General features: G+C 69.2%; 12 protein-coding genes. 4 read left to right on the forward strand and 8 right to left on the reverse strand.

From position 1 onward, the window contains the following. Positions 1-85 precede the first annotated feature (85 nt). Positions 86-1,093: a lipoyl synthase gene (gene lipA, locus AC1DH3_RS13415; RefSeq protein ID WP_175321644.1), complete on the reverse strand. Its 1,008-nt coding sequence runs from the start codon at positions 1,091-1,093 to the stop codon at positions 86-88. Beyond that, the gene (gene lipB, locus AC1DH3_RS13420; RefSeq protein WP_476909512.1) at positions 1,090-1,758 is read right to left on the reverse strand and encodes a lipoyl(octanoyl) transferase LipB; all 669 of its coding nucleotides are present in this window, start codon (positions 1,756-1,758) and stop codon (positions 1,090-1,092) included. The genes lipA and lipB overlap by 4 nt, the downstream gene beginning before the upstream one ends. A 107-nt stretch (positions 1,759-1,865) precedes the next feature. Between lipB and AC1DH3_RS13425 the strand changes: the two genes are divergently transcribed. Further along, positions 1,866-3,572 carry a serine/threonine-protein kinase gene (locus tag AC1DH3_RS13425; RefSeq protein WP_476909513.1) on the forward strand — a complete coding sequence of 569 codons (1,707 nt, stop codon included), beginning with the start codon at positions 1,866-1,868 and terminating at the stop codon, positions 3,570-3,572. A 25-nt stretch (positions 3,573-3,597) separates the two neighbouring features. Here the strand turns inward: AC1DH3_RS13425 and AC1DH3_RS13430 are convergent, their stop codons facing one another. Further along, positions 3,598-4,491: a TIGR01777 family oxidoreductase gene (locus AC1DH3_RS13430; protein WP_476909514.1), complete on the reverse strand. Its 894-nt coding sequence runs from the start codon at positions 4,489-4,491 to the stop codon at positions 3,598-3,600. Between the two features lie 74 nt (positions 4,492-4,565). On the opposite strand from AC1DH3_RS13430, the gene AC1DH3_RS13435 reads away from it, so the two are divergent. After that, positions 4,566-8,147, forward strand: coding sequence for a S41 family peptidase (locus AC1DH3_RS13435; protein ID WP_476909515.1), 3,582 nt, complete (start codon positions 4,566-4,568; stop codon positions 8,145-8,147). Between the two features lie 71 nt (positions 8,148-8,218). Here AC1DH3_RS13435 and AC1DH3_RS13440 read toward each other — a convergent pair whose 3' ends face one another. The 5 genes from AC1DH3_RS13440 to AC1DH3_RS13460 form a co-directional block, all read right to left on the reverse strand. Further along, positions 8,219-8,647: an OsmC family protein gene (locus AC1DH3_RS13440; protein WP_476909516.1), complete on the reverse strand. Its 429-nt coding sequence runs from the start codon at positions 8,645-8,647 to the stop codon at positions 8,219-8,221. Between the two features lie 235 nt (positions 8,648-8,882). After that, entirely contained in the window at positions 8,883-9,233 is a 351-nt protein-coding gene (locus tag AC1DH3_RS13445; RefSeq protein WP_476909517.1) for a hypothetical protein, read from the reverse strand. A gap of 96 nt (positions 9,234-9,329) precedes the next feature. After that, positions 9,330-11,075, reverse strand: a complete 1,746-nt coding sequence (sucB, locus tag AC1DH3_RS13450; RefSeq protein WP_476909518.1) for a 2-oxoglutarate dehydrogenase, E2 component, dihydrolipoamide succinyltransferase — start codon at positions 11,073-11,075, stop codon at positions 9,330-9,332. A 126-nt stretch (positions 11,076-11,201) separates the two neighbouring features. Then, positions 11,202-12,587 (reverse strand): dihydrolipoyl dehydrogenase, encoded by a 1,386-nt coding sequence (gene lpdA / locus AC1DH3_RS13455; RefSeq protein WP_441418851.1) that lies wholly within the window; start codon positions 12,585-12,587, stop codon positions 11,202-11,204. A 311-nt stretch (positions 12,588-12,898) separates the two neighbouring features. Further along, on the reverse strand, positions 12,899-14,425 hold the full coding sequence (locus AC1DH3_RS13460; protein ID WP_476892737.1) for a leucyl aminopeptidase: 1,527 nt from the start codon (positions 14,423-14,425) through the stop codon (positions 12,899-12,901). A gap of 335 nt (positions 14,426-14,760) precedes the next feature. Here AC1DH3_RS13460 and AC1DH3_RS13465 point away from each other — a divergent pair, with 335 nt between their 5' ends. Both AC1DH3_RS13465 and AC1DH3_RS13470 read left to right on the forward strand, forming a co-directional pair. Continuing rightward, entirely contained in the window at positions 14,761-15,699 is a 939-nt protein-coding gene (locus AC1DH3_RS13465; RefSeq protein ID WP_441418849.1) for a proteasome assembly chaperone family protein, read from the forward strand. Positions 15,700-15,733: 34 nt separating this feature from the next. Then, a complete protein-coding gene (locus AC1DH3_RS13470; protein WP_441418848.1) occupies positions 15,734-17,065 on the forward strand; it encodes an MFS transporter in 1,332 nt (443 codons plus the stop codon). Positions 17,066-17,096: the final 31 nt, after the last annotated feature.

Here is a 17,096-nt window from a genome sequence, read left to right on the forward strand (position 1 = left end):
CTTAATTCTACGTGATGCACGGCTCAGGGCCGGACACCGGATTGCTCCGGTGCCGGCCCTGGGCGGCAATGGTGTGCGGTGTCTGTCAGGAGTGCGCCGCGAGCAGCGAACTGGCTTCCTGGCGGGTGCTGCCGGAGCTTTCGATGTGCGCCAGCTCGGCCGGGATTTCCCAGCCCTTCTTGCGCATCGCCGTGGCCCAGAGCCGGCCGGCACGGTAGGAGGAACGCACCAGCGGTCCGCTCATCACGCCGAGGAAACCGATCTCGTCGGCCTCCTGCTGCAGGTCCACAAACTCCTGCGGCTTGACCCAGCGGTCCACCGGAAGGTGGCGTTCGGACGGGCGCAGGTACTGGGTAATGGTGATCAGGTCGCAGCCGGCCTCGTGCAGGTCGCGCAGTGCCTCGGAGATCTCCTCGCGGGTCTCTCCCATGCCCAGGATCAGGTTGGATTTCGTGACCATGCCCAGCTTGCGGCCCTGCGTGATGACGTCCAGGGACCGCTCGTAACGGAACGCGGGACGGATCCGCTTGAAGATCCGGGGGACAGTCTCGACGTTGTGCGCGAACACCTCGGGCTTGGAGTCGCAAATCGCCTCGATGTGCTCGGGCTTGCCGGAGAAATCGGGGATCAGGAGTTCGACGCCGGTGCCCGGGTTCAGCTCGTGGATCTTGCGGACCGTCTCGGCGTAGAGCCAGACGCCCTCGTCGGCGAGGTCGTCGCGGGCCACTCCGGTGACGGTGGCGTAGCGCAGCTGCATGGACTGGACCGAGCGGGCCACCTTGGTGGGCTCGAACATGTCCACCGGTGAGGGCTTGCCGGTGTCGATCTGGCAGAAGTCGCAGCGCCGGGTGCACTCGGAGCCGCCGATCAGGAACGTCGCTTCCTTGTCTTCCCAGCATTCGAAGATGTTGGGGCAGCCGGCCTCTTCACAGACGGTGTGGAGGCCTTCCTTCTTGACGAGGTTCTTGAGCTGGACGAACTCCGGGCCCATCTGGACCTTGGCCTTGATCCACTCGGGCTTCCGTTCCACCGGGGTGGCCGCATTGCGCTGCTCAATACGCAGCATCTTCCGGCCTTCTGGTGCCAGTGTCACAGTAGAGCTCCTTCGTGGGTTGCAACTAGGGCTTCTTCATTGTTGCGCAGTTCCTCGGTGATCCGCGACACGAGGTCTGCCGGGGCGACATCCCGGCCGGTCTCCTGCGCGATCGTGGTGACGCCGGCGTCGGTGATGCCGCAGGCGATGATCTGGCCGTAGGGGGCGAGGTCATTGTTGCAGTTGATGGCGAAGCCGTGCATGGTGACGCCCTCGTGGACCCGGATGCCGATCGCGGCAATTTTGCGCGCCGGGCCCTTCTCGTCCTGCTCGATCCAGACGCCGGCACGGCCCTTGATCCGGACGGCGTCGATGCCGTAGTCGGCCAGGACAGCGACGATGACGGCTTCGAGCCGTTCGACGTAGTCACGGATGCCGGCCGGGTTCTTCAGCTTGATGATGGGATAGCCCACCAGCTGGCCCGGGCCATGCCAGGTCAGCTTGCCGCCGCGGTCCACGGGCACCACGGGGGTCCCGTCGAAGGGGCGTTCGTGGTCCTCGGTGCGTTTACCTGCGGTGTAGACCGGGGAATGTTCGAGCAGCAGAACGGTGCTGGGTGCGGTTCCGGCGACGACTTTCTCGTGGAGTTCGCGCTGGATATCCCAGCCGCGGGTGTAGTCGACGAATTTAGGAGCGAGACCCAGCTGGGAGAACTCAAGAGTCATGGCATCCAGCTTAGTCCTCGGCTGTCGCGCCCACCGATTCTGTGGTGAAGCTCTCATACCTGTGGATAACTCCTGCAGGAAAGTCGAAGATCCGCTATTCCTAAACCATGGATGATTACGAACGGTCCGCGTCCCCTGCTTCCGCTTCCGATCCCGCCCTGCCCCCGGAGGTTTCCGGATACGACGTCGGGCGGCTGCTGGGCCGCGGCGGCAGCGCCGCCGTCTGGCTCGCCACTGACCACGTGACGCGGCGTGACGTGGCGCTGAAGTGCTTCAACGCCGTCGGTCCAGCGGGAGAGCCGCAGCGGGAACGACGACGGGCGGTGGATGCCGAGGAAGCCGTGCGGCGTGAGGTGCGGATCCTCTCCGCCCTTGACCATGAGCACCTCGTCAAGGCGCATGCCGTGGTGCGGGTGGCTTACGGGACCAGCGGCGGCCCCGGGCTGGGGCTTGTGCTCGACTACGCCGCCGGCGGCTCGCTGGCCGAACTCCTTGGGGCCCGGGGCAGCCTGGCGCCGGGGGAGACCGTCACGGTGCTGACCCCGATCGCCCAGGCGCTGGCGTACCTGCACCGGAACGGATTTACCCATGGCGACGTCTCACCGGGCAACGTGCTGTTCACTGCGCAGGGAAAGCCGCTGCTGGCCGACCTCGGGGTGGGGCGGATGCTGGCGGAGCCGCAGGATGCCTCCGGCGCCGGCACGGACGGGTTCCGTGACCTGGCCCCGGTGGATGCCGTCCGGGCCGGGCTCCAGCCTGAAAGGGATGTCTACTCCGTGGCGGCGCTGGGCTGGTTTTGCCTCACCGGCCGGGCGCCGGAGCCGGAACCCCAGCGTCCGCCGCTGCCGCTGCTGGTTCCCGCCGTTCCGGCGGAGCTCGCGGACGCGCTCGAGGCGGGACTGTGCAGTGACCGACGCCGGCGGCCGTCGGCCGCGGAGCTGGCCGAGGCGATTTTCCGCGGCGCCCCGGCGGCGCCCGTGGATCTTTCCGTGTCGGTGCATTCGACCGTGCTGCCGCAACTGCTGACCCGGCGCTCCCTTCCGGCCGGCGCGCGGGAAAGGCGGGCGTTGCTGCTGTGGCGCTGGCGGCGCCGGGTGGCGCTGCACCCCTCGGTCGGACCAAGTGCGCGGCACGCGTCCCTGCCGGTGCGCCGCCAGCCGGGAGCTCGGCCGGGCGTCCGGCCGGGAATTAGGCGCGTGAGCGTCCGGCCTGGCCTGGCGGTCCTCGTGACGGCCGTGCTCTTCACGGCGGCAGGGGTCTTCGGGACGTTGCTGCTCGCCGGGAGGCTGGCGGTGGGGGAATGGGCCCCTGAGGTCCGGCCGCTGTCCGGACCGGCAGCGGTACCGCTGACCGGGGCTGCCACCGATCCGCAGGCCGCGGCGGCCGGAGCCGTGCCGGCCGTTCTGCAGAAGCTGCTCGCCGCGCCACGGCCCGAAGACGCGGTGCGCGGCCTCGCTGGCCTCCGTTCCTACGCCTTGAGCACGGGGAACCTCGGGCTCCTGGAACAGGTGAATGCGCCCGCGTCCCCTGCCGCGGCAGCAGACGCCGGCGTCGGCTCCCGGCTGGCGGTGTCCGGCCACGTCCTCGACGGCTTCGAAGCCCGCCTGAGCCTGGTCAAGCGGCAGCCGGAGAGCACAGCCGCGCGGGCCGTGGTGTCGCTCAGCGTGGCCTCGCCGTCGTACCGGGAGCGCGACGCCGCGGGGACGGTGGTGGCCGAGGCGGCGGCCGTCCCGCAACAGCGGCTTCGCCTGGTGCTGGTGCCGGTGGACGGCAAATGGCGGATCCAGGAGGTCCTCCGGGCCGCCGGGGGCTAGGACGGGCGCCTCCGGCGCCGCCCGGTCAGCCGCGGGCCGCCACCCAGGCCGCGGCCTGGGCCAGCGAGGGGTGCTGCCACTGGAACCCGGCGCCGGCCAGGGCAGCCGGTTCCATCCGCTGGCTGGCGAGCAGCAATTCATTGGCCAGTTGGCCCATCACGAGGCGCAGTACGGGCGCCGGCACCCGCAACAGAGCCGGCCGGTGGAGTGATTCGGCCAGCCGGGAGATCAACGAGTTCACGTCCGCGCTCTCCGGGGCGCAGACGTTCACCGGTCCGGCCAGCGGCGCAGTGAGCAGGAAGTTGAAAGCGCCGGCCACGTCCGGAAGCGTGATCCACGGCCAGTACTGCCGGCCGTTACCCAGCGGGCCGCCCACGCCCAGGCGCAGCAGCGGCAGGAGCCGGCCGAGGGCGCCGCCGCTGCGGCTCAGGACGACGCCGGTGCGCGCGGTAACAACGCGGACCCCGGCCGGCGCCTCCTGGGCCGCGGCCTCCCAGTCGGCGCAGATCCGGGCCAGCACGCCGCTGCCGGCCGGCGCGTTCTCGCGCAGCACCGCCTGGCCGGCATTTCCGTAGTAACCGGAGGCGGACTGGCTCAGGAAGACCGGCGGCGGGTTGTCCATCCGGCCCATCGCCGCGGTCAGGGTCCGCGTCGGGCCCAGCCGCGAGGCGCTGAGCTCGTTGATCCGGCCCCGCGTCCACGGCCGGTCGCCGATCCCGGCACCGGAGAGGTTGATCACCGCGTCCGCACCCTTGAGGGCCGTGTCGTCGATGCGGCCCGCGGCGGGATCCCACTGGAACTCGGCGGGCGAGGCGGCCGGGCGCCGGACCAGGCTCGCGACGTCGTGCCCGCTCTCGCGCAACGTGCTGGAAAGGGCGGTTCCGATCAGCCCGGAGGCGCCTGCTACAAGGATTCGCATGATCCATCTCACCATGCCCGGCACGGCAGGGAAACCTCCCCGGGGCTAGGGGAGGTTTTGACTATGATCGAACGATGACCTCTTCGAGCTACCTCCGTTTCCCGCATCTGCATGGCGATCTGGTCACCTTCGTGGCCGAGGACGACGTCTGGATCGCGCCCCTCGACGGAGGCCGCGCCTGGCGGGTCTCCTCGCTGCAGCTGCCGGCCCGCAACCCGCGGTTCACCCCCGACGGAAAGCGCCTGGTCTGGACGGTCGTCCAGGGGACCGCCCCGGAGGTTGTCACGGCGGACGTCGACGGCGGCGGATACCGCCAGCTCAGCTACTTCGGCCACAGCTCCACCAAGGTCAAGGGCTTCACCCCGGACGGCGACGTGGTGGTCACGAGCGCCTTCCGGCAGGCGGACAGCCGCCTCACGCACGCCTACAGCCTGCCCGTCGACGGCGGCTGGGCCGAGGAGCTGCCCTACGGACCGGTCGAGTCCGTGGCCTACGGCACCGTCGTCGGGGATGAACGGCCCGTGGTGCTGGCCAGTGTGCTCTCCCGTGAACCGGCCTGGTGGAAGCGGTACCGGGGCGGCGCCGCCGGGAAGTTGTGGATCGACGCGGACGGCAACGGCGAGTTCGAGCGGCTCGCGCCCGAACTTGACGGCAACCTCACCGACCCGATGTGGGTCCAGGGCCGGATCGCCTTCCTCTCCGACCACGAGGGCTACGGCAACCTGTATTCCGTGCTGCCCAACGGCACGGACCTCCGCCGCCACACGGACCACGAGGACTTCTACGTCCGGCACGCGGCCACCGACGGTGAACGGGTGGTCTTTGAGTCCGCAGGCGAACTCTGGCTGCTGGCCGGTCTCGACGCCGACGCGATCAAGCTCGACATCACGCTGGGCTCCGCCTCGCAGGCCCGGCGCTCGTCGGCGCTGAAGCCCTCCCGCCACCTTGGCGACGTCATCCCGGACCACACCGGCGACTCCAGCGCCGTGGAAGCCCACGGCACCCTGCACTGGCTGCGGCACAAGGACGGCCCGTCGCGCATCCTCGAGGCGACGCCGGGTGTCCGGGCACGACTGCCGCGCCCCTTCGGTGCCGGCCGGATCGCCTACATCGCGGACCACGAGGGCGCCGAGGCGCTCTACCTCAAGCCCATCGCCGCGCCCGTGCACGGCGGCCACGGATCCGGCAACCACGGATCCGGCAACCACGGATCCGGCAACCAGGTGCAGGCCCCCGCACCGGCCGCCGCCGCGGCCGGGCAGGACGCCGACGGCGGGACTCCGCTGCCGCGGCCGGTCTCCGCTGCTGCCCTCACCCGCCCCGACGCCGCGCCGGCGACCGCCGTCGTCGCCGCCGTCGAGGCCGTGCCGGTGGGGGCCGCGGATGCCGCCTCCGCCAGCGCCTCTTCGGGTGCCGGCTCCGCGCCGGAGCAAGCCGACAGCGGTCGACCGACCCGGATCGACTTCCCGAAGCCCAGCCGGGCCAGCGCGATGGAGGCAAGCCCGGACGGCAACTGGCTCGCCGTCGGCACCTCCTTCGGCGATATCTTCCTCGCAGACACCCGCACCGGCGCCCTGTCGCTGCTGAGCAGCATCGGCGAGGGCAGCATCGACGGCTTCAGCTGGTCTCCGGACTCGGCGTGGCTGGGCTGGGCCGAGCCGGTCACCTCCTTCGGCTCCAGGACCCGGCTGCGGCTGGCCCGGATCGATCGGACAGGAACGGCAACGCCCGCCGCGGATAAGCCCGCGATCATCGACGTCACCGACGGCCGCTTCCGGGACGAGTCGCCGGCGTTCACCCCGGACGGCAAATTCCTGGCCTTCCTGTCCAACCGCAGCTTCGACCCGGTGTACGACGGGCACTCCTTCGACCTGTCCTTCCCGAGCCCGATCAAGCCCTACCTCGTGGCCCTGGCAGCCGACACACCGTCCCCGTTCGGGCCGAGCGTCGCACTCCCCGAAGACTCGGAGGATTCCCGGGACGGGGCCGCCGTCGAAAGCGGTGCCGGAGACGCAGCCAAAACCGCCGCGCCGGTCAGGGTCGACGCCGAGGGCCTGGCGCACCGCGTCATCAGCGTCCCGGTCCCGCAGGGCAACTACTCGGACCTAGCCGCCACCGCGGGCGCGCTGCTCTGGCTCGACCACGAGCTGGCCGGCGTGACCGGCGACGGCCGGGCCAGCCTGGAGGACAAGAACGCCGCCCCGAGCCTGGTCCGCTTCGACCTCGCCAAGCGCCGAGCCACCACGATCGTCGACGCGCTGGACAGCTACCGGCTCACCGGCGACGGCGAAAAGGTCGTCCTGGTCCAGGACAAGCAGATCCGTGTCTCGCCCGCGGCATCGAAGGCCGACGAGGAATCCGGACAACTGGTCAAGGTGGATCTGAACCGCATCCGGGTCCGGCTTGACCCGGTCAGTGTCTGGGGCCAGGCCTTCGACGAGGCCTGGCGCCTGCAGCGCGACTTCTTCTGGACCGCGGACATGGCCGGCCAGGACTGGGATTCGGTGCACGCCCGCTACCGGCCGATCGTGGACCGGCTCGGCTCCCACGATGACCTCGTGGACCTGCTCTGGGAACTTCACGGCGAGCTGGGAACCTCCCACGCCTACGTCCGCCCCGCCCTGGTGACGGAGAACGGCAGCAACGGCCAGGGCCGCCTCGGCGCCGACCTCGCGTTCACCGGTGAGGGCTGGGAAATCACCCGCATCCTGGCCGGGGAATCTTCGGACCCGCTGGCCACCTCGCCGCTGACCCGGCCGGGCGTGGACGCGCGGCCCGGGGATGTGTTGCTGGCAATCGACGGCGTCGAACTCTCGGCGTCGCTGACGCCGGCCGTGCAGCTGGCCGGAGCCGCCGGCCGCGCCGTGGAACTGACCCTGCGCAACGGTGCCGGCCACGGCGCCCGGGCAGGGGAGCAGCGCCGCGTCGCCGTCGTGCCGGTCAAGGACGAGGAACGGCTGCGCTACCAGGAATGGGTCGCGTCCAACCGCCGCACCGTGCGGGAAGCCTCGCAGGGCACCTTCGGTTACCTGCACATCCCGGACATGATGGCCAACGGCTGGGCGCAGCTGCACCGCGACCTGGATACCGAGACCTCCCTCGACGGCCTGATCGTGGATGTCCGCCGCAACCGCGGTGGCCACACCTCGCAGCTCGTCGCGGAGCTGATCGGCCGCAAGGTGACCGGCTGGAGCATGCCCCGCGGCGAGCGTCCGCGCACCTATCCGCACCACGCACCGCGCGGCCCGGTCATCATCCTCACCGATGAGTTTGCCGGCTCCGACGGCGACATCATCACCCAGGTCTCCAAGCTGCGCGGGATCGGACCGGTCATCGGCACCCGGACCTGGGGCGGCGTCGTCGGTATCGACAACCGGTTCGCCCTGGCGGACGGCACCGGGGTCACCCAGCCGCGCTACGCCACCTGGTTCACCGGCGGCGTGGGCTGGGGCGTCGAAAACTACGGTGTTGCCCCCGACATCGAGGTCTCCTTCCCGCCGCACGCCTATGCGGCCGGCACGGACCCGCAGCTCGAATACGGCATCGGCGCGCTCAAGGAAATGATCCAGGAGCTTCCCACCGACCGCCCGCCGCTCCGCGAGGGCTACCGCACGGTGCGGCCCGCCCCGCTGCCGGCCCGCCGGCAGGGCAACTAGCGCACACGGCGAAGGCCCCCGCTCCGGACAATCCGGGGCGGGGGCCTTCGTGTATCTGCGGTTGCCGGCTGCTAGGCGGCCAGGGTGGCGTCCAGGGTGATCTTGATGCCGGTCAGGGCAGCCGAGACCGGGCAGCCGGTCTTGGCGTCCTCGGCGATGCGCTGGAACTCCTCCTCGGCGATGCCGGGCACCCGGGCGTTCAGGGTGAGGTGGCTGCCGGTGATGCCGGTGCCGGGTTCGAACGTGACGTCGGCCTTGGTGTTGACTTCCTCCGGCGTGTGGCCGGCCTGCGCCAGGGCGTGGCTGAATGCCATCGAGAAGCATGCGGAGTGCGCGGCGGCGATCAGTTCTTCCGGGCTGGTCTTCCCCTCGGCCGCTTCGGCGCGGGCCTTCCAGGTGACGTCGAAGTTGCCGAGCCCGGAGCTGTCGAGGCTGGTGTTGCCCGCCCCCGACATCAGGTCGCCGTTCCATACAGTGTGTGCGGTGCGTGTTGTTGCCATGTCCACTCCTCAGCGTCGTTGAGTCAGCGATCCGGCCAGATAAGCGGATCCTGCCGTGTCCCATCCTAGGGACTCGGTCCGGTCGCCGCACCCGGTGTCCGCTGTCAGAGAATTGCCTCGACATAGCGGGGCGGCAGGGATAAAGCCCAGCCGCTGTCCCGCCGGGAGGAACGGGTTAACGACGACGGCGGCGCACCCCGGTTGGGGGTACGCCGCCGTCGCTGCGGTCGGGTGCCTACTGCCAGAGGGTGGCGATGGCGACGTTAAGCAGCGCCAGGCCGCCAACGCTGTGGGCGAGGCCCCTGCTGACCGGCTCGTCCTTCTTGTACTTGCGGCTGCCGATGAACGCGAGCACGGCCACGGCGAGGGCGATCACCAGTTTAAGGCCGAGCTTGGCGTAGTTGGCGTCCATGTTCAGGGCCGGGATGAGCCCCATCATGGCAATGCCGGTGATGAGCTGGAGGGCGGCGCCGTCGAACTGGCGCGGGTGCACGGTGGGGTTCTTCATCTGGGCGATCCAGATACCCACGATCATGGCGGCGCCGATGATGTGCAGGAAGACCATGATGTTATAGACGATGTTCATGGGACCTAGCTTAGCGACAAAGTGTCCATAAAGAGCGAAGGGCACCWTCCCTTGCGGGAAGGTGCCCTTCTCTCACCCAGATGGATGAGCTGGCTGCTAGAGGCCGAGGTCTGCTTCGAACGCGCCTTCTTCAAGGCGTGCCTTCAGCGTCTGCAGGAAGCGTCCTGCGTCGGCGCCGTCCACCAGGCGGTGGTCGTACGTCAGCGACAGGTACATCATCGAACGGATGGCGATCGAGTCGTCGCCGTTCTCATCGGAGACCACGACGGCGCGCTTGACGATCGCGCCGGTGCCGAGGATGGCCACCTGCGGCTGGTTGATGATCGGGGTGTCGAAGAGGGCGCCCACGGAACCGATGTTGGTGATGCTGAAGGTTCCGCCGGAGAGCTCGTCCGGGCCGATCTTGCCGTTGCGGGTGCGGTCCGCGACGTCGGCGATCTTGCCGGCCAGGCCGGCCAGGTTCAGGTTGCCGGCGTCGGCGATGACCGGAACCAGCAGGCCCTTGTCGGTGTCCACCGCAATCGCCAGGTGCTCGGCGTTGTGGTAGGTGATCTCCTGCTTGTCCTCGTCGTAGGAGGCGTTGACCTTCGGGTGCTGCTTCAGGGCCTCGGCGACGGCCTTGGCAATGAAGGGCAGGAAGGTCAGCTTGGAGCCGTTCTGCGCCTGGAAGGAGTTCTTGGCCTTGGCCCGCAGCTTGGCGACCTTGGTCATGTCCACCTCGTGCACCTGGGTCAGCTGGGTGGAGATGTCCAGCGACTCCCGCATGCGGCGGGCGATGACCTGGCGGATCCGCGGGGCCTTCTGCACGGTGCCGCGCAGCGACGAGGCCTCAGCAGATGCTGCAGGGGACGCTGCTGCCGGGGCTGCGGACGACGCGGCCGGCGCGGAAGCTGCGGCCGCCGGGGCGGCCTTGGCCTCGGCTGCGGCCAGCACGTCCTGCTTGCGGATCCGGCCGCCGACGCCGGTGCCGGTCAGCGAGGAGATGTCCACGCCCTGCTGGTTGGCGAGCTTGCGGACCAGGGGAGTGACGTAGCCGGACTCGGCAGGAGCCGCAGCTGCGGCGGGGGCAGCTGCCTGCTTGGGGGCTTCCTGCTGGGGAGCGGCGGCCGGAGCGGGTGCCGCGGGGGCTTCCTGCTTGGGAGCCGCGGCCGGAGCCGGGGCCTCCTGCTTGGGAGCCTCCGGAGCCGGAGCAGCGGCCGGCGCGGCAGCGCCGGAGCCGATCACGGCGAGGACGGAGCCGACCTCGGCCGTTTCATCCTCGGCAACGCGGATTTCCTGCAGCGTGCCGGCGACCGGAGACGGGATCTCGGTGTCGACCTTGTCCGTGGAAACTTCCAGCAGCGGCTCGTCCACTTCGACAGTGTCACCGATGCTCTTGAGCCATCGGGTGACGGTGCCTTCGGTGACGCTCTCGCCCAGGGCGGGGAGCGTGACTTCGTGGCCTTCGCCGGCCGGCGCGGCCTCCGCGGCGGGTGCCGGAGCGGCAGCCTCGGCGGCCGGGGCGGGGGTTTCGGCTTCGGGGGCCGGGGCCTCGGCAGCGGACGGCGATTCGGCCGGCGCTTCCTCGGCGGCCGGGGCGGCAGCCTCGCCGGAGCCGGAGCCGGAGCCGTCGCCGATGCGGACGAGCGGAGCTCCGACTTCAGCGGTCTCGTCTTCGGCGACGAGGATTTCCTCGATCACGCCGGCGATCGGAGAGGGGATCTCGGTGTCTACTTTGTCGGTGGAAACTTCGAGCAGGGGCTCGTCCACCTCTACCCGGTCACCGACCTGCTTGAGCCAGCGGGTGACGGTTCCTTCGGTGACGCTCTCACCGAGGGCGGGCAAGTTAACGGATTCAGACATGTCGTCCCCGTTCTCCTTATTGATCTTTAGTGCGGATGGTTGCTGCCTTGTTCGAGCTTAGTGCACCCGGTTTTTCGGGCCGGGTGCACTAAACACGGAGTTCTTGCGGTGCTGCGGGCGGAACTGCTAGCCGTGCAGGGGCTTGCCGGCGAGGGCGAGGTGGGCTTCGCCCAGGGACTCGTTCTGCGTCGGGTGGGCGTGGACCAGCTGGGCCACGTCCTCCGGGTAGGCTTCCCAGTTCACGATCAGCTGGGCCTCGCCGATCTGCTCGCCCATACGGGCGCCGATCATGTGGACGCCGACGACGGGGCCGTCCTTCTGGCGGACCAGCTTGACCAGGCCGGACGTGCCCAGGATGGAGCTCTTGCCGTTGCCGGCGAGGTTGTATTCCTGGGTTTCGACCTGGTCGTCGCCGAACTTGGCCTTGGCGGCCTTCTCGGTGTAGCCGACGGTGGCGATCTCCGGCTCGGAGTAGGTGACCTTGGGGATGTTGACGTCCTCAACGACAACCGGCTTGAGGCCGGCGATTTCCTCGGCCACAAAGATGCCCTGCTGGTAGCCGCGGTGCGCGAGCTGGACGCCCGGGACGATGTCGCCCACGGCGTAGATGTTGCCGACGCCGGTGTGCAGGCGCTCGTTGGTGATGACGAAGCCGCGGTCGATCGTCAGACCGGCTTCTTCGTAACCAAGGTTGGCGGTGACCGGGCCGCGGCCGACGGCGACCAGCATGAGGTCCGCTTCGAAGGTCTTGCCGTCGACGAGGGTGACCTTGACGCCGTCGTCGTTCTGCTCGACGCCCTGGAAGAAGGTGCCGGTGGAGAACTTGATGCCGCGCTTCTTGAACGCACGCTCGAACGCCTTGACGATGGTCGCGTCCTCGTTCGGGACGAGGGAGGGCAGGCCTTCGATGATGGTGACGTCGACCCCGAAGGACTTCCAGACGGAAGCGAACTCGACGCCGATCACGCCGCCGCCGAGGATGATGGCGCTCTTGGGGATGAAGTCCATGGTGAGGGCTTCGTCGGAGGTGATGACCTTGCCGCCGATTTCGAGGCCGGGCAGCGTGCGGGAGTAGGAGCCGGTCGCGAGGACGATGTTCTTGCCCTTGTACGCGGTGCCGTTCACGACGACGGTGTCGGAGCCCTGGAGCTTGCCCTCACCCTCGATGACCGTGATGCCCTTCTTGCCCTTGATGAGGCCCTGGAGACCCTTGAACTTGCCGGCAATGATGCCGTCCTTGTAGGCGTTGACGGCGTTGATGTCGATGCCGTCCAGGGTCACGTTGACACCGTACTTGGCGGAGTCACGGGCGTGGTCGGCCAGTTCCGCGGAGTGCAGCAGGGCCTTGGTTGGGATGCAGCCGTTGTGCAGGCAGGTGCCGCCGAGCTTTCCCTTTTCGATGAGTCCGACGGTAAGGCCGAGCTGGACGGCGCGGAGCGCAGTTGCGTAGCCGCCGCTGCCGCCGCCGAGTACCAGGATGTCGAATTCTTGCGCAGTTGCCTGATCGGCCACTAAAACGCTCCCTCGCGTGAACGATGACACGAGAGTACGCATCATCTGGTCTTGGAACTGTCTGCCGTGATTATGCCAGCAGGCCGGTTCCCTTTCGTTTGGAATTGCTTCTATGAAGCTAATTGCTGTGAAACTACGGTTCACCTTAGCGAACCACTAATACATGCTCCACCTTGCCATGGCGTTTGTGGAGCGCTTGTGTCCAGTGTCACGCGGCCCTGTGGCCGGGGTATCAGCCCCGTGGCCGCAAGGCCGCGTGAACGGACAGTGCTTCAGGACCGGCGGTTCCGGACGCCCGCCGGCGGCCCCGCTCAGACGGCTTGGGCGAGGATGTCCTCGACGTAGGCCACCAGGGTACGCACGGTACTGCCGGTGCCCTGCTTGTGGTTGTAGCCGTAGGGGCTGCCGTTGTTGAAGGACGGTCCGGCGATGTCGATGTGGGCCCACGGGATCTGCTCGCCGTCCTTGCCCTTGCCGACGAACTCGCGCAGGAACACCGCGGCCGTCATCATGCCGCCGTGGCGTTCGCCGATGTTGGCGATGTCCGCGACCTGCGAGTCCAGGCTGGGACGCAGCTCTTCGGGCAGCGGCATCGGCCAGACCAGTTCGCCGGCGCGGTCCGCCGCGGCCTTGAGCGCGCCGGTGACGGAGTCCGAGCCCATAACGCCGGCGGTGCGGTCGCCGAGGGCGATCAGCTGGGCGCCGGTGAGGGTCGCGACGTCGATGATCGCGTCCGGGTACTCCTGGCTGGCGGCGACGATGCCGTCGGCCATGACCAGGCGGCCCTCGGCGTCGGTGTTCAGGACCTCGACGGTCTTGCCGCCGAAGATGGTCAGCACGTCGGCGGGACGCTGCGCGGCGCCGGAAGGCATGTTCTCCGCGATGCACAGCCAGGCGGTCGCCTTGACCGGCAGGCCCAGTTCCGCGAGGGCCAGAACGGTGTTCAGCACGACGGCGGCGCCGGCCATGTCGGACTTCATGTCGCCCATGCCGAGGTGCGGCTTGAGCGAGATTCCGCCGGTGTCGAAGGTGATGCCCTTGCCCACCAGCGCGATCTTGGCGGTGGCCTTGGCGGGGGCGTATTCGACCTTGACCAGGCGCGGCTGGCGGGTGGAACCCTTGCCGACGCCGAGGATGCCGCCGAATCCGTCCTTCTCCAGGCGCTTCTCGTCCCAGACGGTCACCTTGACCGGCAGGCCCTTGGCCAGTTCCTTGGCGGCGTCGGCAAACGTTTCGGGGTAGAGGTGGCTCGGCGGCTGGTTGACCAGCGAGCGGGTGGCGTTGACGGCCTTGCCGATCAGGGCGGCGCGCTCCAGCACCGGTGCCAGCGCCTTGTCCGCGGCGAAGTCGGTGAGGATGCGGACACTCTTGACCGGATCCTTGAGGCCGTCCTTGGTGGAGCGGTACTCGTTGAAGGAGTAGGCGCCCATCGCGGCACCTTCGGCGACAGCCGCGACGGCGGCAAGGTCCGGCGTCGGGAGCGCGAGGGTCACAGTGGCGACGCCGGCGAGCTGGCGGACGGCCGAGCCGGCCGCGCGGCGCAGTGCCTCCTCGGAGAGCGGGGTGCCCGCGGAAACCTTGCCGACGCCCGCGAGGACCAGGACGGAAGCTCCAGCTTCCGGCAGGCCGGGGAGGCGGTGCGCCTGGTCGGCGGCACCGGTAAGGCCAAGAACGCCCAGTGACTCGGCCAGCGCCTCGGCCGCCTTGGCCGTTAGCGGGTTGTCCAGCAGCACGGGGCCGTCGGTGCCCTGTCCCACGCCCACGACTAGGGCGTCGGACGGGGACTTCTTCAAGTCTCCGGCGATCGCACTGAGTTTGACTTCGGTATTCTTGACCACGAGGACAGTCCTCAATTCTCTGTGATTTTTCGGCAGGAACTGCATGTTCGGCGCCCTGCCATGGGTACCTGAGCCACCGTCGGCACTGCACGTAACCGGGTGTCTGCAAGGCCGTCTATAAGGCCAGTTCCGATCGTAGTCTCTCCCCGGCGCCGGAGTTCAATTTAATGAGAGCTGGCACACAGTCAGGGCAGGAATTCCCCCGGCCGACGGCGCGTTGTAGCTGGTATCGGCACTTCGGGAACCGTCTGCGCGCGGGTCTTGTCTGCGCATCGACCCGACGGTCCGCCACGGCGGCTGCTGCCGCCCACCTGCTACTGCGAAAGGAACATGTCGTGATGGAACGGATTTCCGGCTCCTTGCTGGACCCTGAAACGCTCTACGTCCGTGATGACGCGCTGTTCCGCAGCCCCGAACTGCACGGGCTGAACCTGCTTATGGGCTTCACCGGTTTCGCCGACGCCGGGCACGTGGTGAGCCAGATCACCACGGAACTGCTCGACACCCTCGACTCCGAACTCGTCGCCGAGTTCGACGCCGACCAGCTGATCGACTACCGCTCCCGGCGCCCGCAGGTGAGCTTCGTCGAGGACCACCTGCAGGACTACCAGGCGCCGCGCCTGGCCCTGTACCGGCTGATCGACGGGCTGGGGAACCCCTTCCTGCTGCTGGCCGGGTTCGAGCCGGACCTGCAGTGGGAACGGTTCGCCCGCGCCGTCGTGGGGATCGTGGAGGAACTGGACGTCAACCTGGCGGCCTGGATCCACTCCATCCCGATGCCGGTGCCGCACACCCGGCCGGTCGGTGTCACCGTGCACGGCAACCGGCCGGAGCTGATCGAGGGGATCTCGGTCTGGAAGCCCACCGTCGAGGTTCCTGCCGCCGTCGGCCACATCCTTGAACTGCGCCTCGTCGAGGCAGGCCGGAACATCGCCGGCTACGTGATCCATGTCCCGCACTACCTGGCCGAGGCCGAATACCCGACGGCCGCCGTCGCGGGACTGGAGTACCTGGGTGCGGCCACCTCGCTGATGCTTCCCACGGACCGCCTCCGCGAGGCGGGCCGGGAAGTCGGCCGGCAGATTGCCGAACAAATCAATGCCTCCGAAGAAGTCCAGCAGGTCGTCTCCCGGCTGGAGACACGGTACGACGAGAAGGCGGAGGGAACCGTGCGCCGGTCGCTGCTCGCCGACGAGAACGACCAGATCCCGAACGCCGACGCGCTGGGCGCCGCCGTCGAGGCTTACCTGGCCCGTAAAGAACCCGGCGAATAAATACTATTTATGACGTCCGGGGCATAATGGGGGAGTGACCTCCCCCCGCGCCTGGCTGATCTGGATTATCGGGATCTTCGCATACCTGGTGGCGGTCAGCCAGCGCACCTCCTTCGGTGTCGTCGGGCTGGAAGCCACGGCCCGTTTCCATGCCAGCGCCGCCGAAATCTCCTTCTTCACCGTGCTGCAGCTGCTGGTCTACGCGGGCCTGCAGATCCCGGTCGGCGTCCTGGTGGACCGCTTTGGCTCCCGGGCCATGATCGCCGGCGGCGCCCTGCTGATGGGCCTGGGCCAGCTCCAGCTCGCGTTCGCCGACAGCATCCCGGGCGGCGTCCTGGGCCGCGTGCTCGTGGGCGCGGGCGATGCCATGACCTTTATCTCCGTGATCCGGCTGATCCCGCTGTGGTTTGCCCCGTCCCGGGTGCCGCTGCTGACCCAGCTGACCGGCATGTCCGGCCAGCTCGGCCAGCTCTTTTCCGTGGTGCCGTTCGCGATGATCCTGCACTCGGCCGGCTGGACCCCGGCGTTCCTGACCCTGGCCGGCATGTCCGGGCTCGCCGTCGTGCTGACGGTGCTGCTGCTGCAGGACCTGCCGCCCGGACACCCCGCGCCGGAGCCGTCGCAGGGCCTGCGCGCCACCGGCGTTTCACTCTCCCGGGCGTGGAAGCAGCCGGGCACCCGGCTGGGGCTGTGGAGCCACTTCACCGTGCAGTTCAGCGGCACCGTTTTCGCCATGACCTGGGGCTACCCGTTCCTGATCTCGGCCCAGGGGCTGGAGGCCGGCACCGTATCAGCGCTGATGGCCCTCTACGTGGCAGCCGCGATCGCCGCCGGGCCGCTGATGGGCAGCTTCGTGGCCCGCCACCCGCTGCGCCGGTCCACCATGGTGCTGCTGATCTCCGGGGCCACGGCGGCAGCCTGGGCCGCGGTGCTGCTCCAGCCTGGCCGTTCGCCGCTGTGGCTGCTGGCCGGCCTGGTGGTGGTCCTGGCGATCGGCGGGCCCGGTTCGATGATCGGTTTCGACTTTGCCCGGACCTTCAACCCGGCGCACCGGATCGGGACGGCCACCGGAATTGTCAATGTCGGCGGCTTCATCGCCGCTCTGCTGTCCATCTACCTGATCGGGCTGGCCCTGGACGCGCTGCACCTGGCCGGCGCCTCACCGGGCGGGCTGTACAGCCTCGGCGCCTTCCGGATCGCGCTGAGCGTGCAGTTCCTGCTGCTGGCGGTGGGCGCCGCAGCCATCCTCATCACCCGGCGGAAGGTGCGCCGTCAGATGGCCGCGCAGGGCGTCATCGTGCCTCCGCTGCTCAAGGCCCTGGCCCAGCAGCGCCGGCTCGTCGCGGAACGCCGCCGTACGCCCTGACGGACTTGTCCACATAAGGAAACTCCCCGGC

The sequence above is a fragment of the Arthrobacter sp. 05L428 genome, from assembly GCF_056397665.1.